This window comes from Duganella sp. Root1480D1, assembly GCF_001427305.1.
In the GTDB taxonomy this organism is placed as follows: Bacteria; Pseudomonadota; Gammaproteobacteria; order Burkholderiales; family Burkholderiaceae_D; genus Rugamonas.
Genome location: NZ_LMFZ01000045.1, coordinates 273,608 through 299,663 on the forward strand (window position 1 = coordinate 273,608; position 26,056 = coordinate 299,663).

22 protein-coding genes are annotated in these 26,056 nt (G+C 59.1%); 7 read left to right on the forward strand and 15 right to left on the reverse strand.

Features of this window, described 5'->3' with window-relative positions; translation table 11 throughout:
• Positions 1-53 precede the first annotated feature (53 nt).
• Entirely contained in the window at positions 54-764 is a 711-nt protein-coding gene (locus tag ASD58_RS24145; RefSeq protein ID WP_057263915.1) for a hypothetical protein, read from the forward strand.
• Positions 765-825: 61 nt separating this feature from the next.
• Here ASD58_RS24145 and ASD58_RS24150 read toward each other — a convergent pair whose 3' ends face one another.
• The gene (locus tag ASD58_RS24150) at positions 826-3,444 is read right to left on the reverse strand and encodes a M1 family metallopeptidase (protein ID WP_162253055.1); all 2,619 of its coding nucleotides are present in this window, start codon (positions 3,442-3,444) and stop codon (positions 826-828) included.
• A 265-nt stretch (positions 3,445-3,709) separates the two neighbouring features.
• On the opposite strand from ASD58_RS24150, the gene ASD58_RS32965 reads away from it, so the two are divergent.
• Positions 3,710-4,219 carry a glycine zipper 2TM domain-containing protein gene (locus tag ASD58_RS32965; protein WP_057263919.1) on the forward strand — a complete coding sequence of 170 codons (510 nt, stop codon included), beginning with the start codon at positions 3,710-3,712 and terminating at the stop codon, positions 4,217-4,219.
• Positions 4,220-4,295: 76 nt separating this feature from the next.
• On the opposite strand, the gene ASD58_RS24160 is transcribed toward ASD58_RS32965, so the two are convergent.
• The 5 genes from ASD58_RS24160 to ASD58_RS24180 are packed head-to-tail and all read right to left on the reverse strand — an operon-like array spanning position 4,296 to position 9,709.
• Complete coding sequence (locus ASD58_RS24160) at positions 4,296-4,712, reverse strand: DUF4275 family protein (RefSeq protein ID WP_057263921.1); 417 nt, start codon at positions 4,710-4,712, stop codon at positions 4,296-4,298.
• 20 nt (positions 4,713-4,732) lie between these two features.
• Complete coding sequence (gene lpdA / locus ASD58_RS24165) at positions 4,733-6,133, reverse strand: dihydrolipoyl dehydrogenase (protein WP_200951674.1); 1,401 nt, start codon at positions 6,131-6,133, stop codon at positions 4,733-4,735.
• The gene (locus ASD58_RS24170; protein ID WP_057263926.1) at positions 6,134-7,441 is read right to left on the reverse strand and encodes a dihydrolipoamide acetyltransferase family protein; all 1,308 of its coding nucleotides are present in this window, start codon (positions 7,439-7,441) and stop codon (positions 6,134-6,136) included.
• A 2-nt stretch (positions 7,442-7,443) separates the two neighbouring features.
• Positions 7,444-8,448, reverse strand: a complete 1,005-nt coding sequence (locus tag ASD58_RS24175) for an alpha-ketoacid dehydrogenase subunit beta (protein ID WP_057264142.1) — start codon at positions 8,446-8,448, stop codon at positions 7,444-7,446.
• Between the two features lie 28 nt (positions 8,449-8,476).
• Positions 8,477-9,709 (reverse strand): 3-methyl-2-oxobutanoate dehydrogenase (2-methylpropanoyl-transferring) subunit alpha, encoded by a 1,233-nt coding sequence (locus ASD58_RS24180; protein ID WP_057263928.1) that lies wholly within the window; start codon positions 9,707-9,709, stop codon positions 8,477-8,479.
• Positions 9,710-9,941: 232 nt separating this feature from the next.
• Here ASD58_RS24180 and ASD58_RS24185 point away from each other — a divergent pair, with 232 nt between their 5' ends.
• Positions 9,942-11,357, forward strand: a complete 1,416-nt coding sequence (locus ASD58_RS24185; protein ID WP_057263930.1) for a hypothetical protein — start codon at positions 9,942-9,944, stop codon at positions 11,355-11,357.
• Between the two features lie 3 nt (positions 11,358-11,360).
• Here the strand turns inward: ASD58_RS24185 and ASD58_RS30805 are convergent, their stop codons facing one another.
• The 4 genes from ASD58_RS30805 to ASD58_RS24205 all read right to left on the reverse strand — a co-directional run bounded on the left by ASD58_RS30805 (position 11,361) and on the right by ASD58_RS24205 (position 14,753).
• Entirely contained in the window at positions 11,361-12,275 is a 915-nt protein-coding gene (locus ASD58_RS30805; RefSeq protein WP_162253056.1) for a serine hydrolase, read from the reverse strand.
• A 153-nt stretch (positions 12,276-12,428) separates the two neighbouring features.
• On the reverse strand, positions 12,429-13,166 hold the full coding sequence (locus ASD58_RS24195) for an ABC transporter substrate-binding protein (protein WP_057263933.1): 738 nt from the start codon (positions 13,164-13,166) through the stop codon (positions 12,429-12,431).
• Positions 13,167-13,321: 155 nt separating this feature from the next.
• Positions 13,322-13,831 carry a hypothetical protein gene (locus ASD58_RS24200; RefSeq protein WP_057263935.1) on the reverse strand — a complete coding sequence of 170 codons (510 nt, stop codon included), beginning with the start codon at positions 13,829-13,831 and terminating at the stop codon, positions 13,322-13,324.
• A gap of 16 nt (positions 13,832-13,847) precedes the next feature.
• Positions 13,848-14,753, reverse strand: coding sequence for a hypothetical protein (locus tag ASD58_RS24205; RefSeq protein ID WP_057263937.1), 906 nt, complete (start codon positions 14,751-14,753; stop codon positions 13,848-13,850).
• Positions 14,754-15,047: 294 nt separating this feature from the next.
• Between ASD58_RS24205 and ASD58_RS24210 the strand changes: the two genes are divergently transcribed.
• Positions 15,048-16,106, forward strand: a complete 1,059-nt coding sequence (locus ASD58_RS24210; protein ID WP_057263939.1) for an OmpA family protein — start codon at positions 15,048-15,050, stop codon at positions 16,104-16,106.
• Positions 16,107-16,217: 111 nt separating this feature from the next.
• Here ASD58_RS24210 and ASD58_RS30810 read toward each other — a convergent pair whose 3' ends face one another.
• The gene (locus ASD58_RS30810) at positions 16,218-18,206 is read right to left on the reverse strand and encodes an AAA family ATPase (protein ID WP_162253057.1); all 1,989 of its coding nucleotides are present in this window, start codon (positions 18,204-18,206) and stop codon (positions 16,218-16,220) included.
• 219 nt (positions 18,207-18,425) lie between these two features.
• Positions 18,426-19,700: a cyanophycinase gene (locus ASD58_RS24220; protein WP_082565648.1), complete on the reverse strand. Its 1,275-nt coding sequence runs from the start codon at positions 19,698-19,700 to the stop codon at positions 18,426-18,428.
• 202 nt (positions 19,701-19,902) lie between these two features.
• Here ASD58_RS24220 and ASD58_RS24225 point away from each other — a divergent pair, with 202 nt between their 5' ends.
• Positions 19,903-22,656, forward strand: a complete 2,754-nt coding sequence (locus ASD58_RS24225; RefSeq protein ID WP_162253058.1) for a TonB-dependent receptor — start codon at positions 19,903-19,905, stop codon at positions 22,654-22,656.
• Between the two features lie 44 nt (positions 22,657-22,700).
• Here ASD58_RS24225 and ASD58_RS24230 read toward each other — a convergent pair whose 3' ends face one another.
• Genes ASD58_RS24230 through ASD58_RS24240 form a run of 3 tightly spaced genes read right to left on the reverse strand, consistent with a single transcriptional unit; the run spans position 22,701 to position 25,202 of the window.
• On the reverse strand, positions 22,701-23,294 hold the full coding sequence (locus tag ASD58_RS24230; protein ID WP_057263947.1) for an MlaD family protein: 594 nt from the start codon (positions 23,292-23,294) through the stop codon (positions 22,701-22,703).
• Entirely contained in the window at positions 23,284-24,063 is a 780-nt protein-coding gene (locus tag ASD58_RS24235; protein WP_057263949.1) for an ABC transporter ATP-binding protein, read from the reverse strand. The genes ASD58_RS24230 and ASD58_RS24235 overlap by 11 nt, the downstream gene beginning before the upstream one ends.
• A complete protein-coding gene (locus ASD58_RS24240) occupies positions 24,060-25,202 on the reverse strand; it encodes an ABC transporter permease (protein ID WP_082565650.1) in 1,143 nt (380 codons plus the stop codon). Before ASD58_RS24240 ends, ASD58_RS24235 begins: the two co-directional genes overlap by 4 nt.
• Positions 25,203-25,435: 233 nt before the next feature.
• Between ASD58_RS24240 and ASD58_RS24245 the strand changes: the two genes are divergently transcribed.
• Both ASD58_RS24245 and ASD58_RS24250 read left to right on the forward strand, forming a co-directional pair.
• Positions 25,436-25,726: a hypothetical protein gene (locus ASD58_RS24245; RefSeq protein WP_057263953.1), complete on the forward strand. Its 291-nt coding sequence runs from the start codon at positions 25,436-25,438 to the stop codon at positions 25,724-25,726.
• Between the two features lie 71 nt (positions 25,727-25,797).
• Complete coding sequence (locus ASD58_RS24250; RefSeq protein WP_057263955.1) at positions 25,798-26,007, forward strand: cold-shock protein; 210 nt, start codon at positions 25,798-25,800, stop codon at positions 26,005-26,007.
• Positions 26,008-26,056: the final 49 nt, after the last annotated feature.

A 26,056-nucleotide genomic window follows, 5' to 3' on the forward strand; every position in this document is an offset into this window, starting at 1 on the left:
AATCACGAACGCTATCCATGCCATAATTTCATTTTTTATAAGAATTGGATGCCATGAAGCTCGCCGCTACTTTGCCCTTGCTGCTCCTGCTTGCAGCCTGTAACCAGGAAAGCGCCACGCCGAACAAGGATCAGGCGGCAGCGCCGTCCAACAGCAAGACCATGAGCTGTGTGGCAGGCGGCCTCAAACTCTCCGGCATGGGCGAACCGGAAGTCGGTGTTGGCAGCTTCGGAATCCAGGGCGATATCATTACCGGTTTTGGGCTAAGCCTGAACGTCGAACATGCAGGCAAGGCCTACGAAATATCCAGCTCCCTGATGTCCTTGCCGATACAGGCCGGCACCTATCACTTTCCGGCGCTGACTGAGCCCGGGATGACGCTCGCTTCTTATAAGATCAGGACCAAGGACCGCGATTTGCTCAGGGACTACAACGGCGGCAACTATAGCCAGCAGTTCTCTCCGATCGAAAACGATCCGGAGGCGAAGCTCAAGATCCAGGTGGACAAAATGATTGTGTCCGATGCGCCACTGCCTGGCTTCAAGCGGGTCCACGCGGTGGGCCAGTTCGCTTTCAACGCAGCCGCCCTGCCCGCCTCGTCCCCAAGCGATGCTTGCGTCAGCAATGGCATTGCGCGCTCACTGGCGGGCGTTAAGGCCGGCAAGCAATTGCTGCCGATGTTTGATGCGGCAGTCTGCGGGGCTGAAAAGACGAACGTCCAGTGCAATTTCGAGGTCGTAATTGACCTTGTCCAGCTCAAGTAGCCAGGCTACTACGGGAACGTGCGCCCGTGAGACGCACGTTCCTTTCCAGGCTTCTTAAAACTTACTTCATTCCGTCAAGGGCCGGGCCGATCTGCGACACCAGCAGCGCCCTTTGCTTGGCACGCACGCGAATGCCGTTGCCGATACGCTTGGCGTCGACCAGCGCATCAGCCGAGAAGTGCTCCTGCACATAGGCTTCCATCTTTTCCGCGTCGGCCGCATTGACCGAACTGGCGACGATGGCGGGATACATGCGGTTGCCCGCTACCGAGTCCTGGTTCTTCAGCAGTGCCTCGCGGTGCTCCACTGCAAAAGCCCAGGCCTGGTCGACGTGTTCCGCCGAAGCCACGCTCGGCACCACCATGCTGGTGAGCTGGATCGGCAGTTCGGGCGACAGCGCGATCTGCAGTGTGCGCTCAGACAGCTTGGGGTCGATCGCCGAGGCCAGGGATCGTGCGAAGCGATTGCGTTCTTCAACCGACTGCGCCTTCAACGCCAGGCCCTTGAGCGCGTCATAGGTCGCCTCGTCCGCATAGCGGCCCACTACCGACATCACGAAGCTCAGAGAAGACGGCGGCAGGCTGGCTGGATCCGCCAGGTAGCGCTGGAAGCGCGCGCGGGCTTCGGCAATCACCTTCTCGTCGCCAGTGCGGGCCAGCACGCCGGCCAGCGCCGTGCGCAGTTGGCGATCCTCGACCGATTCCCCCGGCTTTTCTTCCCAACCCAGCGACTGGAACTTCGGCAGCACCAGCGTGGCAATGTAGCGGCCAAGCTTGGCGCGCTCCGGCGTGCCTTGCGCCAGGTTGTACAGGTTGCCCAGGTTGTTCAGCATTGCCCCCCAGACGGCCAGGCGCTGTTCATCCTTGAACTGGCTGGCCAGCGCCAGGTAGCGCGACAGGGGAATTCGTTCGCTCACCACCATGGCCCAGGCATCGCCCAGCAGCTTGACGCGGCTCGCATCCGGCAGCCTGGTGGCCATTGAGGCAAGTGCGTTGAAACTGGCGTCGTCATACTGCACGCGGTAGTAGCCGACACTTTCCGGGTCGATGATCAATTGGCCATCGCAGCCGGCACGGGTCAGCGTGGTGCTGGCGCCTGACAGCATGGTGTACTCCACCTTGCCGCCAACCGTCCCGATAGCGACGGGAATGTGCCACTGCCGTTGTGGCACAGGACTGCCATCCAGCACGAACGGCTGCTGGGTCAAGGTGACCTTGCGCTGGCCCCGTTCGCAGCTTTGCGCGACTTTCACCACAGGCACGCCGGCCTGGGTAGTCCAGTCGGAGGCCAGCGAGGCTACCGGCTTGCCCGAAGCCTTCTCCAGCGCAGCCCACAGGTCCGCGGTAGTGGTATTGGAGTACTTGTGCTTGGCCATATAGGCCTGGATACCTTTGCGGAATGCGTCCTCGCCCAGATATGCCTCCAGCATATGCAGGAAGGCCTGGCCCTTTCCGTAGGTGATGGCATCGAACACGCTGTTGGCCTGTTCTTCGTTTTCCACCTTGGTCTGGATCGGGTGCGTAGTGGCGCGCGAGTCGAGGTTCATCACACCCTCGCGTTCCACCATCGCTTCCAGCTGCACGCGCCACTCAGGATGGAATTTGGCCGTGGCCTTGGTGCCCATCCAGGACGCAAAGCCTTCGTTGAGCCAGAGGTTGTCCCACCAGGCCATGGTGACCAGGTTGCCGAACCACTGGTGGGCCATCTCGTGAGCGGTGACGGCGAACACGGTTTGTTTGGTGCTTTCCGGGTTCTTCTTCGCGTCGTACAACAGGGTCGCCTCGTTGTAGACAATGCCGCCCCAGTTTTCCATGGCGCCGTTCATGCCCGGAATAGCGATCTGGTCCAGCTTGGCCAGCGGGTATGGCTGGCCGAAGTAGTTGTTGTAGTAGCGCAGCAGGTCTTTGGAAGAGTCGAGCGCAAACTGGGTCGAGCCTTCCTTGCCGACAGTGGAGACAATCCCGATTTCGACGCCATCCTGCATGCCCGCATTGCGCGCCATCTCGCCGGCGACCAATACGAACAGGTAGCTCGGCATCTTTGGCGTCACACCGAAGGACACGCGCTGCAGGCCATTCGGCAGATTCTCCTGCTTTTCAGCCGGCGTATTCGAGAAAGCCTTGAAGCTGGCCGGGACGTCCACCGTCAGCTTGAACCTGGCGCGGAAGGACGGCTCGTCCCAGGTAGGCAGCAGGCGGCGCGCGTCGGTGGGTTCCATGGTCGTGGCCAGCAGGGACTTGTCGTCCGCACCGTTCTTGTACTTCAGGTAGAACAGGCCGCGCGGTTCGCGGTTGACCACGCCGCGGAACTTGAGTGCGAGGGTGTACTTACCCGGAGCCAGCGGCTTGCCCAGCTTGAAACTGAGGGTCTGCGCCTGCTTGTCCAGCACTGGCTCCAGCCTGGTTTCAGCCAGGTCCTTGCCGCTCAGGGTCGCCGCGTCGATTTCCATGTTCAGGGCGTTGAGCATGATGCTCGAGGTGGACTTCTTCACCTCGATTTCCACCGTTTCAGAGCCGCTGAAAGTATTGTTCGCCACATCCGGCACCAGGTGCGCCGTATATTGGAGCGGGATCACGTCCTTCGGCAGCTTGCCGGGGGTGGCGGCAAAGTTGAATGGCGTTTCGGCCTGGGCGCCCACGGCAGCCAGCGACAAGGCAAGTGCGGTCAGGGGAAGTCTCATGGATTCTCTCTTTTGGAATGGCTCGGATTGGCCAGCATGCATTGTAAGAATGCAGTGGCATCCCCGGCTTCGAATTGCGACAGACGGTTGAAATTCAGCTGCAAATTGCCAGAAATGCCACCCGAGCCGTTTTGAGCTGGAGTGCGATGTAGCGGTCACCGCGTAACAATTGCTTACCGGCGAAACAATTTTAGCGTCACCGTGTTTTCTTTCCAGGCCGTTCTAGAAGCAAGCGCCAATGACGGCGATATCAGGAGAAAAGAAAATGCAAAACAGCGCACGCACCAAAATTCATCCCATGATGGCCGTTGCAGCCGCTTCGGTAGCGATAGTAAGTCTGGTTGGAGCCGCTTCAATTGCCGGCCTGCTGCCGAACTCGCATGCGAACACGATGCCAAGCGAAGCCGGCGCACCGGTAGCTACGGTTGCGGCGCCCGCGGCTGTCGTAGCACCAGCGCCCGAACCGGCGGTACGCAAAGTAGTCGTGGAGCACAGGACCGTGACACATCATGCGTACCAGCCCCCTTCGCAAGCCACGCCAGGGCAATCGCAAGCGTCCCTGCAGTCCGCGCCAGCGGCTCCAGCACCTGCGCCAGCACCAGCGCCGCAGAACAGCGCCCTTGGCATCGGCATAGGCGCGGTGGTGGGCGGCTTGATTGGCAATCAGATCGGCGGGGGCACCGGCCGCAAGCTGGCCACCGTCGTCGGCGCAGTGGGTGGCGGCTATGTTGGCAACGAGATCGCCAAGCGCAACCAGCAGCCACCGCAACAGTAAAGCGATGCGGCTCGTTCAGGTCCATCCCTTCTGACGAGCCGCGTCTGCCTGGCGGCGCTTCTCGATTTTCGCCCGGTTATCGTGATCCAGCTTCACGTAGTCCGGATGCCTCGCGAAGTAAGGGCCCCAGCCAGCCATCTTCGTGCGTGAACGCCATTGTCCACGCGAGATTTGACGGGAATACGTAGAAGTCGGATAGCGAAGACGACTCTGGAAGCAGGTCGGTCACGAAGGCCTGCTTGCGATCGTTCGACAGAACCACGAACTCCACACCTGCCTGCTGCCTGTATTGCCCGACTGCCTCATCGCCCGAAATGGCGGGATAGCAATCAGCGCTGAATGCATGCCAAAGATATGCCTTGGTATTCACGCCTTGCGCCATTTTACCGAAGACCGCAAGCCAGTCTTCGGCAAGCCGACTCGCCTCCGCCTTGGTGAGCTGGCGCAGAACGCTGCCAGGAGCAACAAGTGCATGGTGTTCGCGACGCGGCATCTGCAACAGTCTCCAGTGGCTCAAATATGCAACGCATGCCCCAAGGCACGCAGCGCCGCTTCCTGAATTGCCTCGCCCAGGGTTGGGTGTGCGTGAATCGTGCCTGCCACATCCTCCAGCGTTGCACCCATTTCGATTGACTGGGCAAACGCGGCGGACAACTCGGACACTGCCTTGCCGACCGCCTGCCAGCCCACAATCAGATGGTTGTCGCGGCGCGCCACCACCTGCACAAAACCGTCCTTCGATTCAAGCGACATGGCGCGTCCGTTGGCAGCGAACGGGAACATCGCCTCGATGCAGTCGATGCCCTGGGCACGCGCCTGCTGGGGAGTAGCGCCCACCACCACCACTTCCGGATCGGTAAAACATACCGCGGCAATGGCCGCCGGACTGAAATGACGGCGTTTTCCGCTGATGATCTCGGCAACCATCTCGCCCTGCGCCATGGCGCGATGGGCCAGCATCGGTTCGCCAGTCACGTCACCGATGGCCCACACATCGCGCATCGAGGTGCGGCATTGGTCGTCGACCTTGATGAAGTGGCCATCCATGTCGATGCGCAGTTTCTCCAGGCCGAAGCCGCGGGTGTTCGGGCGCCGTCCAACCGCGACCAGCACCTGGTCCGCCGCCAGCACCGCTTCTTCGCCGGCAGCATTGCGGATGCGTACCGCGCCGCCCGCCTGGTCCAGGCCAAGCACGGAGCAGCCTAGATGGGTTTCGACGTCGAGCCCCTTGAGCGCAATAGACACCGGACGGGTCAACTCCGCGTCGTAGGCAGGCAGGATGCGCTCCTGTGCCTCCACCACGTGAACCTGCGCCCCCAGCTTGGCATAAGTAATGCCCAACTCAAGGCCGATATACCCCGCCCCCACCACCACCAGCTTGCCAGGCACGGTCTTGGGCGAAAGCGCTTCCGTTGCACTGATCACCTTGCCGCCGAACGGCATGAACGGTAATTCGGTAGCATGCGAACCGGTCGCCAGCAGCAGGTGCTCGCAGCCGATACGTTGCGGGCTCTCGCCGTCGCGAATTACTTCAACGGTCTTGCCATCGACAATATTGGCCCAGCCCTTGACGACACGCACGCCGCTTTTCTTCAGCAATGCCGCCACCCCGCCGGTCAGGCGTCCGACAATGCCGTCTTTCCACAGCACGGTCTGGCCGATGTCGATGCGCGGTGCCTGCACTGATATGCCTAGTGCCGAGCCACTGGCGAAATGGCTGGCTTTTTCAAATTCTTCCGCCGCATGGATCAAGGCTTTGGAGGGAATGCACCCGACATTGAGACAGGTGCCACCCAGTTCAGCGGCTTCGACCAGCGTAGTGGGAATGCCAAGCTGTCCGGCACGGATGGCCGCGATATAGCCGCCAGGGCCGCCGCCGATCACCAGCAGCGTAGTGGTATGTTGGTTCATCAATTACTCCACAAAGAGCATCGCTGGGCATTCCAGCAAGGCGCGGATGGCTTGCACGAACTGGGCCGCGTGCATGCCGTCAACCACACGGTGGTCGAACGAAGACGACAGGTTCATCATCTTGCGCACCACCAGCCCGCCCTGGCGCACCATCGGGCGCTCCACGATCTTGTTGACGCCGATGATGGCGACTTCGGGATGGTTGATCACAGGCGTCGTGACAATGCCGCCGAGCGCGCCCAGGCTGGAGATGGTGATCGTCGAGCCGGACAATTCATCGCGCGTCGCCTTGCCAGTGCGCGCCGCATCGGCAAGGCGCCCGATCTCGGTGGCGCAGGACCACAAGTCGCGCGCCTCAGCGTGGCGCATGACCGACACCATCAGGCCGGCGTCGGTCTGCGTAGCGACGCCAAGATGCACGGCGCCGTACTGCGTAACCACACCGGCATCGTCATCGAAGCGCGCGTTCATTTGGGGGAACTGGCGCAGCGCCACCACCAGGGCCCGCGCCAGTAGCGGCAACACCGTCAGCTTGCCGCGCTCCTTGCCCCACTGCTCGTTCATCCGCGCGCGCAGGCTCTCCAACTCGGTGACATCGATTTCCTCAACGTAGGAGAAGTGCGGGATGCGGCGCTTGGACTCCTGCATTTTCTGGGCAATCTTGCGGCGCAGTCCGATCAGCGGAATTGCCTGCTCCCCGTGGTTCTCGCGGTACCCGCCGAGGACCGCGGAAGGTGCGCCCTGCACACCTCGCGCGGCGTAAGAATCCAGATCGCTGTGCAAGATGCGGCCTGCGGGGCCGCTGCCATGGACGAACTGCAGCTCAACACCCATGTCCCATGCGCGTTTGCGCACAGCCGGCGAAGCCAGTGGACGTTCGCCAGGTTCGCGCGCAACACGGCTTGAAGCCGTCGTTGCCGCCGCAGGCTTGGCAGGCGAAACGACGGGAGGTGGCGCCGCTGCAGGCACCGCGGCTTGAGCCACAGGTGGCGCCGCAGGAGCCGCCGGCGGGGGCGTCGGCATGGCAGGTGCGGCAGCGGCACCCGGTTGCGGCTTCAGGTTGCCCGCTCCTTCAACTTCAATATGAATCAGGTCTGCCCCCACGGCCATCACCTGCCCCGCCGGGCAACCGAGCATGGCCACGGTGCCATGCACCGGCGATGGAATCTCAATGGTGGCCTTGTCGGTCATGACGTCCGCCAGGATCATGTCTTCAGTGACTGCATCGCCCACCTTGACATGCCACATGACCAGTTCAACTTCCGCAATGCCCTCGCCAATGTCAGGCATCTTGATGACGTGAATACCCATCTTTATGCCTCCACCGCACGTTTGAAGGCCGCGCCAACGCGCGCAGGCCCAGGGAAGTACGCCCATTCCTGCGCATGCGGGTATGGCGTATCCCAACCCGTCACGCGTTCAATTGGCGCCTCCAGATGGTAGAAGCAGTGTTCCTGCACCAGCGACACCAGTTCGGCGCCGAACCCGCAGGTCCGCGTTGCCTCGTGCACCACCACGCAACGGCCGGTTTTCGTGACCGACTCGACGATCGTCTCCAGGTCCAGCGGCCAGAGGCTGCGCAAATCGATGATTTCGGCGTCGATGCCGGTCTCGCGTGCGGCCGCCTCGCATACCCACACCATGGTGCCGTAAGCGAGCACGGTGAGCTGCTTGCCTGGCCGGAAGACCGCCGCCTTGTCGAGGGGGACGGTGTAATAACCTTCCGGCACTTCGCCTAACGGATTCTGCGACCAGGGCACCACCGGCTTATCGTGGTGGCCATCGAACGGCCCGTTATACAGGCGTTTCGGCTCAAGGAAGATCACCGGGTCGTCGTTTTCGATCGAAGAAATCAGCAAGCCTTTCGCATCGTAGGGATTCGACGGCATCACCGTGCGCAAGCCGCAGACGTGGGCAAAAACTGCCTCCGGGCTTTGGCTGTGGGTCTGGCCGCCATAAATGCCGCCGCCGCAAGGGGTCCGGATGGTGATCGGTGCGCTGAAGTCGCCGGCCGAACGGAAGCGCAAGCGCGCCGCCTCGGACACGATCTGGTCATAGGCCGGATAAATGTAGTCGGCAAACTGGATCTCAATGCACGGCCGCAGGCCATAGGCCCCCATGCCGATGGCCACGCCAACGATGCCGCCTTCCGAGATCGGCGTATCGAATACGCGCGACCTGCCATATTTCTTCTGCAGGCCTTCGGTACAGCGGAACACGCCGCCGAAGTAGCCTACGTCCTGGCCGAAGACCACGACGTTCTCATCCTTCTCCATCATCACATCCATCGCCGAACGCAGCGCCTGGATCATGGTCATGGAAGTTTTCACCGTATTTTCCGCCATTTCAGATCCCCAGTTGCTGACGTTGCACGCGCAAATGTTCCGGCAATTCCTTGTAGATGCCGTCAAACATTTCCGCGGGACTGAAAGTGTGGCCGCTGGCCATGGTGCCGTATTGCTCGGCCTCCTTCTGCGCGGCCAGGACTTCCGCCTCCAACAGCTTCTGGGTTTCCTCGTGCTCCTGTTCGGACCACGCGCCGGCTTTGATCAGGTACTGTTTCAGGCGCGCGATCGGATCGCCGAGCGGGAAATGCGACCAGTCGTCGCCTGGACGGTACTTCGACGGATCATCCGACGTCGAATGCGGGCCTGCGCGGTAGGTCACCCATTCGATCAGGCATGGCCCGAGATTGCGGCGCGCACGCTCCGCAGCCCAGCGCGAGGCGGCGTACACCGCCAGGAAGTCGTTGCCATCGACCCGCAGCGATGCGATACCGCAGCCGACGCCACGCGCGGCAAACGTGGTGTCCTCTCCACCGGCGATCGCCTGGAAGGTCGAGATGGCCCACTGGTTATTGACCACATTCAGGATCACCGGTGCACGGTACACGTGGGCGAACGTCAGGGCGGTATCGAAGTCCGCTTCCGCCGTGGCGCCGTCGCCGATCCATGCCGAGGCGATCTTGGTATCGCCCTTGATCGCGGAAGCCATGCCCCAGCCGACCGCCTGGATGTATTGCGTCGCCAGGTTGCCGGAGATGGAGAAGAAGCCAGCCTTTTTCACTGAATACATCACAGGTAACTGGCGGCCCTTGAGCGGATCGCGTTCATTCGACATCAATTGGCAGATCATGTCGACCATCGGATAGTCGCGCACGACAAGTATGCTTTGCTGGCGATAGGTCGGAAAGCACATATCGTCCACATTCAGCGCGAGTGCTTGCGCGGTGCCAATCGCCTCCTCGCCAAGGCTCTGCATGTAAAACGACATCTTCTTCTGGCGCTGCGCCATCAGCATGCGGCTATCGAAGATACGGGTCTTCATCATGGCGCGCATGCCTTTGCGCAATACTTCGATATCAATTTCGGGTACCCACGGCCCGACGGCGTTACCTTCGGCATCGATCACGCTGATCAGGGAGTACGCAAGATCCCGCGTATCCATGGGCGCCACGTCGACTTCGGGACGGCGCACGGCACCGGCCGGCGACAGGCGGAGATAGGAAAAATCAGTTGCACAACCTGGACGCCCCGTAGGTTCGGGCACGTGCAGGCGAAGTGGTTCGCCCTTGCTCATTCAGATTCCTTCACGTGCGATGGTAACGCACTTGGAGTGGTCAATCCCGGCTGGCCGATAGCGGGTAGCGGCGGCTTGCCTGGACTGTGGAACCGCCCGTTGCGAATCGCAAATCGGGCACGAAAAACATTTCCTTGAAAGCAACGCTAGCGTAGCACGCTTTTTTGTTCTCATGAAGGGGGACACATGTTCAGAAATTAAAGTTTCGTAAATGACTTGCCGATAAGCGGGCATGAACTTCATATCCAGCCTCTCCAACTGGCAACCCGCTACCCGCTACGCCGCCCCCGCGCCGGCCCGGACTATCAATCCGATTGTGGCCAAGCTCGACGCAGCAGCGGCGGCGTCTTCGCCTTCAACCATCGTCACCCTGAGCCCGCAAGCGCTTGCGGCTGCCGCTGCCCCGGTTTCGACCAGCCTACGCTACCAGGACCTTGGCGCCGAAATGCTCAAGCAGCTCGGCTCCGGATCGATCCTTCCGGTCGACCATGCCAAACTGCCCGATTCGATCGATAACAAGTTCACGCTGATCATCACCACACAAGGTGGCGCCCAGGTCGACCTGACGTTAGCCGATGTGGACGGAGAGATGATCTACCAGGTCAGCTCGAGCGCCGAGCTGGATAACGACGAGCGCAAGGCCCTGTCCGATTTGGCAGCCGGCTTCCAGGCCGCCATTGACGGAATGACTGGATCGAACCCGCAAATCCGGCTAAGCGGCCTGACGCAGTTCGACAGCAAGTTTGTGAAGTCCATCGACTTCCGCGCAGAAGTGGCCGGCCCGGAATCCGCACCGCAGACCCTGGATCTCCATATTGACGACTCGGTACGCAAAGTGAGCATTGGCGGCCCTGACGGGCAGGCAGAAGTGAACGTGGACACCGGCAGCCTGGAGCATCTTGGCACCAGGAAGCAGCAGGCCAAGGCGATCAACAATTACCTGGCCCAATTCGATCAGGCTGTCTCGCGCGGACACGGCGACAAGAAGTTGATGTCCATGTTCAAAGACGCCTTCTCCGATATGCACCGAACCGCCATCGCCGACGACCCTGACGACTTCCTGCGTACTTCATCGAAGTGGCAACTGAATGCCGACGACCGCTCCACACTGACCGGCCTTTCCGATTTCAGCGCTTCCGTCACCCAGACGCCAAAATCCAGCAATCCGCGCAAGGCGTGGGAACAGGACACGTTCTCCTTCGATGTGTCGCAGACGACCAGGGTGGGCGGCACAAGTCATGACGACCGCAAAATTAATCAAACCCAGCAATCGCACCTGGGGGCCCAGTACCATACAGACATCGGCAAATCCGGCCCGCCATTTTTCGATGGGACACTGGAAACCCAGAACTATGAGTACCACCAGGTCGACGATAATGCGCGCAGCGACGTTTCGCTGAATTACAGGTTGGGCAAGCTGAAGAAGGCAAGCCTGGAACAGATGGCCAAGCAATCCGAGCAGGTGCAGACCTTCTTCCTGGGCAAGCTGAAGTCGGACAAAACCATCCCGAGCCAGCAGTCGATCGTGCGCGACCTGCTCTCCTCGCTCACCTCGTATGAACACATCAAAGGCGATGACGCGCTGAACGACAATGTTTTCCTGCTCAGCTCACCTGGCGAACTGGTCGCCCGCAACCAGCAGTTCTGAGAGCTACGCGACCGGTGGAAAGCGGAAGGCGCCATGATCCAAAGGCAGCACCTCCCGCGCAACTGAAGCGGCGAGCGGCATGCCCCGTTCGCTCTTCGTGAGGGCCACAAAGCCATCCTTTGAAGTGGTCGACGCCATTGCAAATGCGCGGAAGCCGGGGTTGTTACCCCATTGCCAGATACAGCTTCCGCCCGCGCTTTTCTCGATACCCCAGCCAAGCCCCCATGCCAGGCCAAGCGGCTCGCTTACTTCGACTGGCGCAGCGAGCACCATCCGGATCAGGGCATCATCGGCCAGAAGCGCGGACATGAAGCGCGCATAGTCCGATGCCGTGGTGTAAAGGGTAGATGCGGCCACGGCACTTCGGAAACGGGCTCGCTGCGACAGGCCCAGGTACATCCTGCCTGCCACAGCCCGGGTTTCGAATGCGTCGCGCCAGACCAGGCTCGTATCGCTCATCCCGAGCGGCATGAACAGCTGCCGGTCAAGATAGACCGCAAGCTCGGTCTGGGTAATCGCCTCCATGATGCCCTGCAGGAGCACATAGCCTTCGCCGGAATAACGCCAGTCTTTACCGGGCTCGGAAACAAATGCCAGCGGTTTGCTGGACCAGTTCGGAAAGCCGGAACTATGATTCAGCAAATGGGCCACGGTGATCCGCTCCAGCATCTTCGGAGGAACGAGATCAAACGAATCGCGAGCCGATCGCTTTAGGGGATCGTGATAATGCCTGTAGCCGTCAGGAAGGTAATGCGACACGGGCGCAGCCAATTCGAGCCAGCCGGCCTGCGCCAACCGAAGCGCAGCGAAGGCAACAACCGGTTTGGTCAGCGATGCAGCCTGGAAAATGGCATCCGGCGCGCCGGCTACCGCGTGGGTCCCCAGTGGCGACCCTGAACGAAGTACGGAATACGTCACTGCGCTTGCGTTCAAACTCTTCGCAGACTCCGGCAGTGAACCTTTACGCCCTGGCTCCAGGGTACTCGCGCAGGACGCAAGAAGCGGCAAACCCGCTCCAGCCAAAAGAAATTCACGCCGACGTATCAAAGGGCCAACCTTCCTTAAACTTGCTCAGTGTGGTTCATGCGGTCGATACCGCGCCAGGATCGACTGGATCGTGCCACGCGCCTTAAGTGCCGCGATCGCCCGGTTCAGCTCCTCGATGCCGAGCTTGCCTCGTGCGGGAACGGCACAGAAAGTGTCGAAATCCGTAATCTTCAGGTTGTGATCCGCCAGGCGTGCCCGTTCCGGATGCACCTTGCGCTGGTAGTCGAAATAGATTCGGTTCGTGAAAATGAGATCGAAGCGCCCGAGCAGCAATTTTTCCAGGTTCTGGCTATCGTTCGCCGCATTGTCGCGCAGGATTTGGAGCTGCAGGTGCGCTACTTCCGGATACCGGTAACCACGCACCGTGCCCACCCGCAGGCCTGCAATAGCGTCCAGGGAGGTGGGCGCCGGTGTCTCGCGGCGCATGGCGACGATCATCCGATTCGAAATGATCGCGTCGGTCCAGAGGAAGGTCTGATTATCGAGCCATTCGGGCCGCAAGTCGCACAGCAAGTCGGCGTGGCCCCTCAGCAGCGCGCCTTCCACACGGGTGCGAGGCAGGACCAGGTATCGTGGCTGGAGGTGCAGCTGTGCCCCTAACGCGTCGCCGAGTTCCTTGAGTATCCCTCCCCTCAGCTGTTCGTCGCGAATGTCCGTCATAGGCATGCCACTGCCGTTGGAGATTGCCATCACCAGTTCGGATGCGAATAGAGTCTTTGAACTTAAAAGAATGACTGCAAGCAAATGGCGCGTGAAGGACATCGTCAACCCGAGATTTATCCTGGAACATGCGTTCCTAATTTCCGTTTCTTGTGATGATAACCGGACCATCTAACCGGGAGCAAAAAAGGCCCCTGAAAACTCAGGGGCCTAAAACAGGCTGGCACGGGGTGCCCCGGCCTACCTTAAGCGCAACTTCACAAATTCGACTGCATGATCGTCGCCCCAGTCAATTTGTCGCGAACGGTGACGCTACGGGCCCCAAGCGAACGCCCATCGGCATACAATGGAACGACCAATCGCCAGTCGATGGTCCCGGTCTCATCGATCCATTGGTAATCCGAGTTCGACTTCGAATACGCTTCAGCTTCGCGCCTTGCCGGGCTGTCCACATAGAAAGTGCGGCGCGTTTCGCCCTCGATCACAACTTCCCACATCCCGCCCTCGCGTGCAAACACTTTAGGAGCATAGGCGGCGATGCGCTTGACGGACTCGATCCGCGCAGCACGTACTTCGCCTTTCACAACATCGAGCTTGATCGCCAGTACGGCGACCTGCTGCTGTCCCGCCGGCGCGGTGGCCGGCTTGGCACCTTCGATATGCGCGGCACTTCGCAAAGCCCTGGAGCGCTCAGGATCTTGTTGCTGGGCCTGAGCCAGCGTAAGACCCGCTCCGCAAATCACGATGGCAACAAAAGTCTTTTTCATGATGTTCTCCTGTCATTCAAGGGTGCCATGGTGGCGGAACCGTGTAGCTCCAGTGGGCTGGTGCAAATGCCGCGGGTTGCGTGATCGCAGGAGCACCCGACAGGCCGTGATAAGCCGCGCGCATCACTGCCCAATCGGCCGGACCTGCCTCCCACACTTCGTCGCCGGCATTGCGCATGATCAGGTTGTCCGTAATATTGCCCTGCGAGCGCCACCAGACCGATCCATCCCTGCTGGAGGTCAGCGATTGGCAGTTGCGCCAGCCGGCGTTCGCGCTGTCACCATTGCAGGCCGCCTGTGAGCTGTACATGACAGGGGCCTTCGTGAAATAGCCGCCATCGCAGCAGTATTCGTCGGGCAGGCCGAACAGGCCATGGCCGGTCTCATGCACGATGGTCCTATAGCTGGTTGGCTCGGCAGTCGCCCGTCCGCCGCCGCCGCAGTCGCGTAGTTCATTACGGTGGATGAGAACGATCTGGTCGGCGAAGACACCGTCTGAATTGACCTGCCCCGGCCAGGTAACGATCGGGCAGCGGAATTGACCACCCGGACCCGGCGCCTGTTCAACCACCGTGCCGCTGGCAGTCATGTAGAAGTAGTTGTAGACACCCCAGGCATTGAAATAGGCGCGATTTTGCCAGTAGCCGTTCTCGATCACATTGGCCAGGTCGTTGACGAACGCCTGGCGGTTAGCCAGAACCGACATGTCGCCATAAGAAGTGTCAGGAACGAAGAGCACGTTGAATGCCCGATCCCGGTCGCTCTGTACCACATACATTTCGAACACCGTGCTGCCGGACACCGGCGTATCGTCATTGTGGACGGTGCGCGTAATCTGGCACCCCGTGAGCAGCGAAGCCACGATTGCCGCGAAAATGGCTCCCAGCAGATTGAGTCGATTTGAAAAGTAATGCCCTGTCATGATGAGCTCCCTGTTTTGTTGACCGAGGTGATCAGCAACTGCGCCGATACCTTGCAATGAACTTTAAGGAAGTACAGGACTGGACGAATTGGTACTGCCACCTAAATTTAAGCGACCTCGACACCCAGATTTGAAATCGGAACCTGGGGCGCAGGCACGGGGACATCGTTAAATTGTCGCTCCGATTACCGACGAATCTCCACGATGAGCGGTGGCAGCGCCGTATAAAATTGATATCACTGGCACTGACCCTTACTGCTGCCGTTCTTCGAGAAAGGATAAACCTTGAAACTGATGTCCTCTAACCTGGCGCGCCACTTCGCCGTCGCCGCATTCTGCCTTTCCTCCTTAGCCATCGCCGCACCTGCCTCCGCCAGCCCTGACTGGGCAATCGATGTCGCGGGGGGCGAAGATCATCCCTTGATCCAGCGCTATAACAATTCCTGGATGATGGCCTACAAAAAGATCGGTTTCGACCAGACGACTTTTCCTGGCAAGCTGGGTTTGGACAGCCACAATGAGTTCATCAGCCCGATCACAGTAGAGGGCCAGATCACCCGCATGGTGTACTTCGCACCGCTCGGCAAGACCCCGCTGGAAGTGCATCGCAACTATGAACAGGCATTGAAGGCGGCTGGATTCAAAGCCATCATCAGTTGCACGCCGCGCGACAAGGGGTGCGAACACATGCGCTACGGCTTTGACGACCATTACAGCAGCATGAAGGAAGCCGATTTCCGCGCCAACCGGGCACGCCATCCGGAAAAATCCGCGCTCAATAACCAGATGTTTTCGCTGGGTGGCACGAATATGCTCGGTACCGACGACCTCTATTTCACTTACGGCACCTTGACCAAGGATGGCAACACCGTGCACGCGATGCTCAATACCGGCAAGGTCTATCGCACCGATTTCACCACGACTTACATCGAAATCGCCGAGCCGCAAGCCATGCAAGGCGGCCAGGTTACGGTCAATGCGGACGCGCTGAAAAACGCCTTGCAGTCCAGCGGCAAAGTCGCCCTGTACGGCATCTACTTCGATACCGGTAAGTCGGAAATCAAAGCCGCGGAATCCAAAACGCAATTGGACGAAATGGCGAAACTCCTGAAGAGCCAGCCTGCACTGAAGGTCTACATCGTTGGCCACACGGATAACCAGGGCAACCTTGACGCCAACCAGGCATTGTCCCAACAACGTGCACAAGCGGTGGTGGCCGCGCTGACCAAACAGTATCAGATTGCCGCCACGCGCGTGGCGAGCAAAGGCGTCGCCAGCCTGGCACCGGTCGCGTCGAACGATAACGATGCCGGACGTGCCAAGAACCGCCGGGTGGAACTGGTCGTTCAGTAGCCCTGTTCACGGATCACCTGGTCTATCAATTCTAGCGCGGCGAGCTTCCTGTATCGACGTGGGCGTCGCTTAAACAGCAGCAGAGGCTGTTTAGCGACGTCATCGTTGAGGCTAGCTCACGCCATGCACACTCAACCAAATGGATGCGTTCGAATAGAGCTGTGCGTTCCGCGCGTAATCTCTTCCAGCGACGCTGTCTTCGGAAGACGGAGGAGCCTCAAGGTGGGCCTTAACGTCATTTTTTGTTCTATCACACAAGACCTGAATAGCCTTTCGCCGGGTTTCCGCGCTTACCCTCTCCGCGCAGCTTTTCGAAACCAAATGCGCCACTAATCTCTCCCTATATCGTTCCTGAGAAGATGGGACTCTCACGAATTTTTTTTCCATTCGATCCATTTCAGTCACCTTAAACAAGGTCTTCAATTCCCCCTCGTCAAGCAATAGAAATCCGTATCGATGAGCGCGTTCGCCAATAGGAATTCCGTAATCCTCCACAAATAATAGGTATCCGTCTTCAGCCAATGTAGTCATCATCGGGCCTTCTGGACTGAATAGCAAAATCCAGTCGTCAGGTGAAATCTCGTGCAGTACATTACACATGACAATGCAGTCAACGGATCCGCCATCGATTCTTGTACTCAGTTCGCGTTCGTTCAAGAAAATGCGTTCATCGCCTTGAGTTCCATAAACCGCGCAAATCTCGCGTTGCAATTGTTTGTGCTTTTCTCGATCATGCTCAAGAGCTAAGTAGTCAACGAACTCACCGATCACCTTCTCGTTAGCCAACGCCGCTACCGTTGTTAGCAAGCGGCCCACGCCAGCGCCGAAGTCGACAATCCGCAACGCTCTGGTGCGCGATTTAGCTAACTCTGAAATGATTTCAACAATTTGATTCGTCTGCGGATCTTTTGTGTCCGGCCCAACGACACCGGGCTCAACGAGGCACTCGGATAGAAACTTGAGCGCCGCATATTCAGCAGGAAGCCTTGTTAGAGCCTGAAGATCTGCTGAGCCCTTGGAGCCGCCCATAAGACTCTCTAATACTTTCATCGGGGTTCGCCCAGCTCGCTTGAAGCTTCCTGCCTCTGCATACCACAGACAATCTGGATCGAGAGCAACCATATGCGCAATCAGTGGAACTGAGTGAGTTGCTAACCAGAGCTGGCCAAAACCAGGCACGAGTCTAAGTCGGTTCACCACCTCATTTAGAACCGCTGGATGCAAATGATTTTCGGGTTCGTCCATGAGGATTACGCTTCCCTGCAGCCGGTCACCTTGCGCATGAAGCATACATGCGAGCTGAAAAAGCACTTGCTGACCTTGAGACAATTCAGAAGCGTAAGATGATGTGCCTTCTCTCCCTATGCAAAGATTTAAGTCATTATTCAGTTCAAACCAAAAGAATTCGCCCAAGAGGTTGCGTACAATCTCTCGCAGACTCGTCTCTGCTCGCTCGGCCGTCTTGTCGTTATCCCCGTGAGCCCTCGCCCGATCGCGGGACCTCATCGCAGCGCGCAGAACACTTCGTGCATATGCAGGTGCATTTTGCTCAGCATTCGCGCTGCCGCCATGAGTTAAGGATTCCGCTCGCTGTCTTGCATCGTGATCAGTCGTATGCGAAGCGTCTACCAAGCGAGCTACTCGAGGTACAAATTCGATGACCTGAAATGGCTCAGCAGGTGAAATTTGAAATGCTGTGTGTGCGCACAGAGCTCGATCGATTCGCTCAATTGCTTGATATCCGCGAGCCAAATTTCTTCCAATGTTTGCGAGCCCTTTTTCCCGTTCCAGTTCAGATGAAAGCGGAATTGATCCGTTCAGAATCGCTTCCTTATGAACCAGTTGCAGTCTTATCATATTCTCGTTGTTCTCGCGGTCGCGCTTCATGTCTTCAACAGTCGCTGACGGTAATACTTTTGATGCGAGGGACTGAATCAGGCGCAACAATCGCGATTTTCCAGCGCCATTGGCACCTGCAACTACGACGACCTGACCAAGGGAATGAAGATGAAGTGGCGCGACGTCTAATGGAAGCTCAGACAGTCCAATATTTGAATTATCGAAAGCAGTTTTGTCCAGCTTGATTGAGCGAATTGTCATTGAATTACGCATTAACGAGGATAAAGAGAGAATACTCTCAGCTAAGAACTGGCCGCAACAAATGTCTCAAATCGAAGCTGAGATTTACATGCATAAAGAATAAGTCCTATGCACACTGGACATTCAAGTTTCAAGCCAGGCCGGTGCTAAACTTCCACTCCTTGCATATGCCTTTTACTGACAACTTAGCGAAACGCAACTTCAGTCGCATACTGAACATCATTGCCACGCTTGATAGAAAGGCGCTTTCAGGCGCACCGGCCGCACGTCGAGCCGTGCATCGAAGATGGAGTAATCCTTATCGTCCAGCCCGGCACTATCCCAGCCATGCGTATGTTCATCGCGCCGCAGCATGAACTCGAACCCCAGCTCAGGAGCAGGATCGGCTACGGGCGCATCGGGCAGCTGTTCGAGGTCGAAGGCAATGCCCCGAACATGGTCGCGCGGGCCATCCACCAGTTGCGACAGCGCGCGCAGGATGGCGTTTTCACCCAGGATATCGGTATAAGCGGGACGGACAAATTCCAGATCGGGAGCAAAGCCCGGCTGACGGAACTTGATCTCGCCCTTGGCTTGCTTGGCTGCCAGCACCTGCCCCTGCAATTTGGCCAGGTCATAACGATCGCCATTATCGAGATAGGAAATGCGTACATTGCGCACGTTCACAGGCCCCGGTTCCTGCGTCGCCTGGCGCAAGTCCAGCAAGAGCGCCCCGCTGCTGCCCACAATTTCAATTTCGCTACCGTGAATAATTGCCGCAGTATTCTCATCCACCCCGAGACCCACCTTGTAGCCCTTGGCCAGCATCAGCGCCAGCATGCGCCCCACCCTGCCCCGCTTGAGGAAATGCTGGTCGATGAATAGCTGGTCGCCAACAAAGCCCAGCCCCCGGTCAATTTCCTTGCCTTCGCGCATAACGCCCTTCATCACCTGCACGGAATTCATCGCATCGCGGAACATCGTGCTGCTCATGATGGCAGCGCCGGCGCTGCTGCCGGCTATCACGCCACCGCGCGCTTGCAATTCGCGCACGGCCTGCAGGACGGGCGAGGCTACCCCGTCCGGATTCAGTACATCGGCCGTGCGCCCCTGCTCGCCGCCGGTAAAGAACACACCAGTCGCGGCGCGAATCTTGGCCACGTTGGCAGGCTCGGCCGCTGCCCGGCGCGCGGACTCCAGCGTCTCGCCGGCCCAGCAAGGTGCGATCTTCAGCAATTCCACCTGCGCACCACGGCGCCGTAGTTGTTCCACCGCATCCGCGCCCGACGTTTCAGGCTGGGACGACGCGCTGGGAATCACAACAAACCGTGCCGCGGAGCCGCCCGCCAGTTGCACCAGCCGCTGGCGTACCGCCTCATTGTCGTTGCGCACCGAGCCCCCCATTGGCACCACCGTGCCGGCGACAGGCTGAAACGAGAGCGGCTTCGAAGCCTCCGCGGCGTTCGCAACAGGACACTGAAATTGAGCGCCCAGCAGCGCCGCACACAGCAACATGGTTTTCACAAGCAAGCTCCTTCACCACAGTGGGATTGCCGCCAATCTTGCCATTGATGGAGCACCCACTATTAACTTTGTTGCAACAACACAACAAGCTCTCCTTGCGGAGTGGCGTTCGCAAGTTGCCGCGCGCGCAAGCCTAGCAAAGTTGCATACACTGAAACTGTTTCATAAGAACCCACTTACAAGGACTGATCGCATGAAAATACCTGGCAAGCACAAGGCATCGGCATTGCGCCGCTCCCACTGCACCCATGCCGTCTTACTCGCGCTTGGCGGCATGAGCTTGAACGCTTATGCGCAGAATATGCCGCGCGTGGAAATCACCGGCTCCAGCATCAAGCGCATCGAGGGTGAGGCAGCACTGCCAGTCGAAATCATCAAGCGGGAAGATATTGAAAAGACCGGCGTGACCACGGCCGCCGAACTGCTGCAAAAAATCTCCTCCAATGTCGGTGGCCTGACCGATGGCGCCAGCGTCAGCGACGTCATGGGTGGCCAGCGCGGTTTTAACGGCGCCAACCTGCGTGGCCTGGGTGTATCGAGTACGCTGGTGCTGCTGAACGGCCGTCGCATGGCCAACTTCGCCAGCCCTGGCGACAATTCAGGCGTTGACCTGAACAACATCCCGGCCGGCGCCATTCAACGCGTGGAAGTACTCAAGGACGGCGCGTCAGCGATTTACGGTACCGATGCCATGGGTGGCGTGATCAACTTCATCACCCGCAAAGATTACCAGGGTGGCGATGCCAGCATGTATGCGCTAGGGACTAGCGAGGGTGGCGGCGGAAAGAAATCGGCGACGCTGTCCGGCGGCTTTGGTAATCTGACCACCGACCGCTACAACGTGTTCGGTGCCCTGGACGTGCAGAAAACGGATCGCCTGGCCAGCTCGCAGCGAGAGTTCATGCAGGAATACAGCCTGCCTGACCGCCTGTCGCCGCAGCTATCGAGCTATTCCTTTCCTGGCAACGTCGACCTGACGTCCGCCCAACTGGCGACCTTGAACAATTCCAGCTACCTGAAGGGCTCCGGCCCCGGCGGCACCTGGGTGCCGTCGCCGGGCCGGCGCGTCAACTTCGGCAAGGATTCCTGCGTGAACGGCAGCCCCAACGTGGTGCGTCCGCTCGGTCCCGGCGGCACGGAAGGCTGTTCCTTCAACTACATGGGCGACTCCGAAGTCTATCCGGACTCCAGAAAGCAAAGCTTTATCGGCCGGGCTACCTTCCAGGTGACGGAGGCCGACCAGATATTTGCCGAAGTCCTCCTAAGCAAAGCCAAGACCAGCTATGCTGCCTCACCCGCAACCTCGGGCAGCATTAACGGCACCGACAACGGCATCTACCTGCCGGCCGACCTGCAAGCCAAGACCGGCATCATCACCCCGGTCAACTTCCGCTTCCGCCTGTCGGACGCCGGCCGCCGTACCTCGGAAGTGACCAGCAAAGCGTCACGCTTCGTATTCGGCGCGACCGGCAAGGCCGGCGATTGGGATTACGATGCGGCATTCAACCACAGCATGAACAAAGCCACCGACCTGGATATCGATGGCTGGGTTTCGCGCAGCAAGATGCTGGCTGGCATAGCCAGTGGCCAGTACAACCCGTTTGTTCCGGCCACCGATGATTCGGGGCGAAAATTCATGGACTCGATCAAAATCCATGATGCGGCACGTATTTCCAAAGGCACCAGCGACAGCGTCGACGGCAAACTGACCCGCCCGCTGATGTCCTTGGCCGGTGGCGATGTCATGCTGGCTGTAGGCGCCGAACTGCGGCGCGAAAAGACCGAATTCAGCGCCACCGACGCACTGCGCACCAACGACGTGCAGGGCGACCGCGCCAGCTCCGACGAATTGCTGGCCGATTCGTCCAACTCGCGCGACATCGCCGGCTTCTACACAGAGATCAATGCGCCATTCAGCAAGGAGTGGGAAGGCCAGTTTGCCATCCGTCACGACCGCTACAAAGGCGTGCATGATCCGCTGACCAACGTCACCACGCCGAAGCTGACAACCACCAATCCGAAAATCGCTGTCAGCTACCGTCCCAACAAGGAAGTCCTGGGCCGCGCTTCCTACGGTACTGGCTTCCGGGCACCATCGATTGCCGAACTGTTCCTGCCGGTGCGATCCGGCACCACAGCCAGCTTCGTGAAAGACCCGGTCTCCGGCGAAGTTTCCCAATTCGACCTGGACCGTTACGGCAATCCGCAACTGAAACCGGAAAAGTCCAAGCAGTTCTCGGCCGGCCTGGTACTGCAACCCAACAAAAACTGGGACGGCAGCCTCGATTACTGGATCATTCGGAAGACCGACATCATTTCGGAAATCGGCGAGCAAACCGTGTTCGACAACCCGATCTACTACAACGATCCGCAGATCGTGGTGCGAGACGACGATGGCGCCGTATCCTTCCTGCAGTTCAAGAAGGAAAACCGAGGCAAGCTCAACACTTCAGGATTCGATATTGCGCTTAACTGGCATGGCGATGCCACCTCACTGGGCCGCTTCAGCGCCAGCCTGGACGGCACGCTGATCACCAAGTACAAATTCCAGTCCGATCCGAACTCGCCGATGACGAATGGCCTGGGCGTATTCCGCGACGACAAGGCCGTGCAACGCTGGCGCCACAAGCTCAATATCGACTGGGCCCAGGGTCCGCTCAATCTGAGCCTGGGCAACACCTTCTTCTCCAGCTATCGAGACCAGAACATTCCAGGCCTGGCCGATCCGGGCTGGAACGACCGCGACGTGAAGGCCTATTCGCTGTGGGACCTGACGGGCAGCTACGCGTTCACCAAGAACCTCAAGCTACGGGCCGGCGTGATCAATATGTTCGATACGCCGCCGCCATTCACCAACCAGTCGCGCTACTTCGAAGTGACCTGGGACCCGACCTACGGCGATCCACGCGGCCGCTCGATGTTTGCCAACCTGCAGTACAAATTCTGATGCGCCACTCGGGCGGCCTGTCCTGCCAGTCAGGCCGCCCGCACTTATTTTTTGGCAGCTTCGTTGCTATCTTTGCTTGGGCCGCGTAGCAGCAGCGAAGGATTGGCCTTGACCTTTTCGGTCAGCCCGCCGACATCCGCGACAACTTTCTTGGCCTGGTTCTCGATTGCCATGAATTTTTCAACGGCCTTGGGCAGGTCATCAAGCATAGCCTTGAGACCGGATTTCTGGAATGGAATCTCGGGAACCTTGTCTGGGCGCGTTTCCGCCAGCAGGGGTTTGGCCGACTTGTCCCCGCCGCTCAATTCGACAAAAACGACGCCGGTAATGCCCTTGATCGCCAGGCTGGCCCGGGTGTCCGTCTTCACAGGCGTCTCTTTGCGCAAGCGCACGTCGACCTGCACCAGGCGCGGGTCATCCGGATCGTTGATGATGGATTTGACCGTTCCGGCATCGACGCCACGGAACTTCACTGGATCGCCCACGGCCAGGCCGCTGACCGATTCGGGAAAATGAATCCGGTACAGTACATCGTCGCGCCGGCCCGGGCTACCCAGCCAGACCGCAAACAAAGCGGCGGCAATAACGAAGCCGATGATGAACAGCCCTTCCATAAAATAGCGTTTGTCAGTTTCCATGGCTTACCTTCCTTGCTGTCATTGCCCCCTCGGCACGCGGCCCGTGGAAAAAGTCGTGTATCCATGGGTGTCTGGATTGCCGCAGGTGGTCGGCGGTCCCGATGGTAAGGCCCCGGTCGACCAGCACAGCGATGCGGTCGCAAATGGTCACCAGAGTAGTCAGGTCATGCGTGACAATCACAGCCGTGATGCCCAAGCTTCGGTTGAGCTGCAGGATCAAGTCGTCGATGCCGGCGGCGGCTATCGCATCGAGATCGGAGCTTGGTTCGTCCAGGAAAAGAATCTGGGGATCAAGTGCCAGCGCGCGGGCAAGCGACGCGCGCTTGACCATGCCGCCCGACAATGCGGATGGCAGCTTGATGCCGCTATCCGCGCTTAACCCGGTCAACGCCAGTTTCATCGCGGCGATCTGCTGCCGGTCGTCGGCCCGCAAGCTCGTATGTTCGCGCATGGGCAGCATGATGTTGTCGGCCACCGACAGGGAGGAGAATAAGGCGCCCTGCTGGAACAGGACGCCCAACGCGAAAGCACGCTCATGGGCTGAGATGGCGCCGATCGCTTTGCCCTCGAACAGGACATCGCCACTATCGGGCTGATGCAGGCCGATGAGGGTCTTGAGCAGCACCGATTTACCGGAGCCGGAGCCGCCTGCGATGCCGAGTATTTCGCCACGCTTGACGTCAAGATCGAGCTTGTCATGTATGAGCTGTTTGCCGAAACGGTTGACGATGCCCCGGGCAGACAGGATGGTCGCGGCGGCGGGATTCATACCTTGAGCTTTTCGAACAGGATCGAGAACAAGGCATCAAGCACCAGCACCAGGAAGATCGACTTCACGACCGAGCGGGTGGTTTCGCGCCCGACGCTCTCCGCCGAACCGGTCACCCTGAGCCCGTGCATGCAGGCGATGGCTGCAATGCAGAAGGCAAAGACCGGCGCCTTGAACAGTCCGACCATCAAGTCGCTCAGGCTGACCACTTGCGGCAGGCGGGACAGGTATTGTGTCGGCGACAGGTGCAACAGCACTTGCGAGATGGCCGCGCCACCGATCAAGCCCATGATGTCGGCAAAGAAGGAAAGCACGGGCAAGGTCAGTACCAGCGCGATCACGCGAGGCACCACCAGCATCTGCATCGGCTCCAGTCCCATCACGGTTAGCGCATCGACTTCGTCGCGCGTTTTCATGACGCCGATTTCAGCCGTGTACGCAGAGCCCGAGCGGCCGGCCACCATGATGGAAGTGATCAATACCCCCATTTCACGCAGTACAGAGACCGCAACCAGGTTGATCGTAAGATCTTCTCCGCCATATTGGCGCAATTGCGCGACACCCTGGTAACCGATGACGATGGCAATCATGACTGCCATCAAACCAATGATGGGTAAAGCCTGCATGCCGGTTTCCCTTACGTGGCGCGAGATCGACGACGGGCGCAAAGTGCTCGGGTGTAACGCCGCATCAACCATCCAGCTTGCGACACGGCCGATAAAGGTGATGAGGGAAAGCACTTCGTGCCTGGCGTCGTGGGCGCTTTTCCCCAGCGCCGTCACCATCTGGCGCCACCGCGGAACGGGGGCTACAGCTGGCAGCGGCTTGAGTTCGAGTGAATCGATCAGGTCGAACAAGGTTTGGTGTTCCGAACGCACCCCGGTCAGGGCTACGCCCAGGTGGCGCAAGGCGGACAGGAACAGCGCACCCGGCGTATCCAGCTGCGTAATTCCCGACACATCAAGCGTGCTGTCAGTTCCGTGCTGTGGCCAGCTCTTCAGCGAGTTTCTGGCGGTAGTAAGAGTGGCAATGACAAGCGAGCCCGACATCGCGTGCTTGTCACCTTCTCCGCTGACAACAATGGTCGGTGGTGAACGGGATGAGGCGCCTTGCGCCTGATTGGCAGCGACCTTGCTCATGGTGTCGGATTGTTTTTCTTTTGACGACGCTGGTCTTGCAGCGCTTGCGAAAAACCTGGTATTGCTTTGCGTCAGTGTAGGTTCGACGCTTCAGGCGGATCTGTGCGGCATAGCACATAGGGGGCTTATCCGGACGGCCGGCATTGCGGCCCTGGCTCACCTGCGCACTATTTGAAAAGCAGAGCGGCAAATTCGGCCTAAACTGAAAGCGCAAGCCCTCAAAAGGTGAAACCATGCAACTGATCGAACAGAGAGATATTGCGGAATTTGAATCGATCCTGCGCCAGTACCGTCTGGCTCAGCAAGACTTTTCGGTGACCGCCATCGACACAACCGATCCCAAGACCGACGAGGTATCCGGATTGCAGGGCGAACTTACGGTGACGCGTAAGTCAACTGGCAAAACCAGACAATACCTCATCAGTGACAATACTTCCTGGCTTGACCTGTTCCGTCATGACATTACAGACCGGGTCTTTGTCGGCAGGGAGAACAGTTCCAGACCTTCTCGGACCTACCCGTAGGTAGGCTGGCCCAGCTGGCGTTATTCACCAGGAAGCGCCAGGCAATTTTCATCTCGATTCGAGGTTTACACATGACTACCGAAACCGGCACCGTAAAGTGGTTCAATGACGCCAAGGGATTTGGCTTCATCACACCCGACACCGGCGGTGCAGACCTGTTCGTGCATTTCCAGGATATCCAGGCAAAAGGATTCAAGGCTCTCAAAGAAAATCAACGCGTGTCCTTTGAGCGCGCCCCAAGTCCTAAAGGCGAGAAAGCTGCGAATGTCCGGCCCGAGTGAGTGCCGTCAAAGTTAAAGCGGAGCGGCCGCGCGATCCGGTCACGAAGGC

Excerpts from the sequence above, each read along its gene's own strand:
- ASD58_RS30810 (WP_162253057.1), bottom strand. The coding sequence starts at position 18,206 with ATGACAATTCGCTCAATCAAGCTGGACAAAACTGCTTTCGATAATTCA.
- ASD58_RS24230 (WP_057263947.1), bottom strand. The coding sequence starts at position 23,294 with ATGGAAACTGACAAACGCTATTTTATGGAAGGGCTGTTCATCATCGGC.
- ASD58_RS24180 (WP_057263928.1), bottom strand. The coding sequence starts at position 9,709 with ATGAGCAAGGGCGAACCACTTCGCCTGCACGTGCCCGAACCTACGGGG.
- ASD58_RS24240 (WP_082565650.1), bottom strand. The coding sequence starts at position 25,202 with ATGAGCAAGGTCGCTGCCAATCAGGCGCAAGGCGCCTCATCCCGTTCA.
- ASD58_RS24200 (WP_057263935.1), bottom strand. The coding sequence starts at position 13,831 with ATGAAAAAGACTTTTGTTGCCATCGTGATTTGCGGAGCGGGTCTTACG.
- ASD58_RS24185 (WP_057263930.1), top strand. The coding sequence starts at position 9,942 with ATGAACTTCATATCCAGCCTCTCCAACTGGCAACCCGCTACCCGCTAC.
- ASD58_RS24235 (WP_057263949.1), bottom strand. The coding sequence starts at position 24,063 with ATGAATCCCGCCGCCGCGACCATCCTGTCTGCCCGGGGCATCGTCAAC.
- ASD58_RS24150 (WP_162253055.1), bottom strand. The coding sequence starts at position 3,444 with ATGAGACTTCCCCTGACCGCACTTGCCTTGTCGCTGGCTGCCGTGGGC.
- ASD58_RS24245 (WP_057263953.1), top strand. The coding sequence starts at position 25,436 with ATGCAACTGATCGAACAGAGAGATATTGCGGAATTTGAATCGATCCTG.
- ASD58_RS24220 (WP_082565648.1), bottom strand. The coding sequence starts at position 19,700 with ATGTTGCTGTGTGCGGCGCTGCTGGGCGCTCAATTTCAGTGTCCTGTT.
- ASD58_RS24175 (WP_057264142.1), bottom strand. The coding sequence starts at position 8,448 with ATGACCATGATCCAGGCGCTGCGTTCGGCGATGGATGTGATGATGGAG.
- ASD58_RS24195 (WP_057263933.1), bottom strand. The coding sequence starts at position 13,166 with ATGTCCTTCACGCGCCATTTGCTTGCAGTCATTCTTTTAAGTTCAAAG.
- ASD58_RS32965 (WP_057263919.1), top strand. The coding sequence starts at position 3,710 with ATGCAAAACAGCGCACGCACCAAAATTCATCCCATGATGGCCGTTGCA.
- ASD58_RS24160 (WP_057263921.1), bottom strand. The coding sequence starts at position 4,712 with ATGCCGCGTCGCGAACACCATGCACTTGTTGCTCCTGGCAGCGTTCTG.
- ASD58_RS24145 (WP_057263915.1), top strand. The coding sequence starts at position 54 with ATGAAGCTCGCCGCTACTTTGCCCTTGCTGCTCCTGCTTGCAGCCTGT.
- ASD58_RS24225 (WP_162253058.1), top strand. The coding sequence starts at position 19,903 with ATGAAAATACCTGGCAAGCACAAGGCATCGGCATTGCGCCGCTCCCAC.
- ASD58_RS24250 (WP_057263955.1), top strand. The coding sequence starts at position 25,798 with ATGACTACCGAAACCGGCACCGTAAAGTGGTTCAATGACGCCAAGGGA.
- ASD58_RS24205 (WP_057263937.1), bottom strand. The coding sequence starts at position 14,753 with ATGACAGGGCATTACTTTTCAAATCGACTCAATCTGCTGGGAGCCATT.
- ASD58_RS24170 (WP_057263926.1), bottom strand. The coding sequence starts at position 7,441 with ATGGGTATTCACGTCATCAAGATGCCTGACATTGGCGAGGGCATTGCG.
- ASD58_RS24210 (WP_057263939.1), top strand. The coding sequence starts at position 15,048 with ATGTCCTCTAACCTGGCGCGCCACTTCGCCGTCGCCGCATTCTGCCTT.